We start from the raw sequence: 1,573 nt of genomic DNA on the forward strand, positions 1-1,573 counted from the left end.
CTATCGCGAGCAAGCTCAGCTCCTACAGGGTTTTGGGGTCAGCCTGTCAGGCATTGGGCAAACACGCCGCAACAAGACGATCTCCCGATAAAAGGTCAATTCGCACCGCCTATCTTTTGTGCGCGCACAATCTTCGTCATACAGTGACATGCGCGAGTCGCTGACCGGGAAAACTCAAGCTGCAGGAGCGCGCAGAGAACCACCCCGTATGCCTGCTAAATATCGAGGTAGAGGAAAAAAGGCGCCGACAAGTTGTCCGATGTTTTCAGCTTGCGGGACCGCAGGAGGCACAGGTTGAGCAGCAACGTGAGGGACAGATCGAGCAGCGGCGACTGCACCACCTCCACCACCTCCAGGGCCAGGGCCTTGAGCACTAGCGACAGAAGCTCGATTAAGAGTGCCTGCTACTGGCGATGGGGCTGACGCCCTTGTAAAAACAAGACTGTCGAATTGATTGCTTGGGATTCGAATGGTGGTATCAAATTGCGCAAGTCTTTGCGGGTCAACGCCGGAAGGAAACGCAGGCCCGTATTGTAAAATTTCAGGTCTAGGCTGAACATTCGTGTAAGTACCAAAAATTTCTGGACGCTCACCGCCGGAATAACCCTTTAAGGCCCGCGTCAGAAACGCATCCGCACTTGCTTGATTTTCAGTCACATACAACCCCTTTCCTAAAAGTTTTCCTCCTCGGTGCATGCCAGACCACGCAACGTCTCCACCAACTTGCAGCGCACTAACAGAGCTTGGCTTACCAACGTGATATCCCACGAAGGAAACTTGTTTGCCCGCATGTTTCTGCAAAGCATTCAACGCTCCCACCATACCTATCAAAGGCGCATGCCCTGTCGGATCTGTGCGCCCAATCGGATTCCCCAAGACATACGCATATGCATTCACGCCCCCCCTACCAAACGGACTCCAACTGTCCGGACTGTTAAACCGCATCAACACCGGATTGAACGCCCTGTATCCAATACCCAGTAAATAGTGCCCAGTCACCGGGTCTGCACGTTCACCGTTGAACCCCAACAAACTACTCAAGCCGCTTTCGGCTCGATGGTGGCCATAGGGTGAGTAAACGATGGGCTGTGGCAGGCTGCCTTTCTGTAGCGATTGCAGGACTGAACGTTGCTGATCAGTAGCCAGCAAGGCGACGTCGATTGAATCGTTCTGGCGTTGTAGTTGCCCTAGAATCTGATCATCAACCTGGAAAATGGTCTTGCGCAATGCACCCTGTATTTCAGTGGCGAGACGACTTATGCAATAGAAGCGCTGATGCACGGGAGCGTTCGGTTGAGCATGACCGGTCAGGCGATCCAGAGGATCATATCGATACTCGCACAGCGATAAACGCAGTTGGGTCAACATAGAATCGATCCATGCAATATGTGTGGAGATTTAACTATCCACCTTGCTTCCTCTTTTGTGTACTAGCAGAACTGATAGGTTGGAATGGGAAGATGCCCGCTCTTTTGGTGTTTTTTTGTCCCAGCGATTTTCCCCGGCAAACACCACCCCCTGTAGGAGCTGAGCTTGCTCGCGATAGCGGTAAGTCAGTCGACATCATTGGTGA

1 protein-coding gene is annotated in these 1,573 nt (G+C 52.4%); it reads right to left on the bottom strand.

All coding sequences use genetic code 11. The features are described 5' to 3' along the window. Positions 1–174: 174 nt before the first annotated feature. Positions 175–1,368, bottom strand: coding sequence for an RHS repeat-associated core domain-containing protein (locus ACW9JC_RS30195; protein ID WP_457459630.1), 1,194 nt, complete (start codon positions 1,366–1,368; stop codon positions 175–177). Positions 1,369–1,573: the final 205 nt, after the last annotated feature.

The organism is Pseudomonas sp. SDO5591_S426, assembly GCF_054070755.1.

Bases quoted from the DNA above. Each gene is read 5' to 3' on its own strand.
- ACW9JC_RS30195 (WP_457459630.1), bottom strand. From the start codon at position 1,368: ATGTTGACCCAACTGCGTTTATCGCTGTGCGAGTATCGATATGATCCT.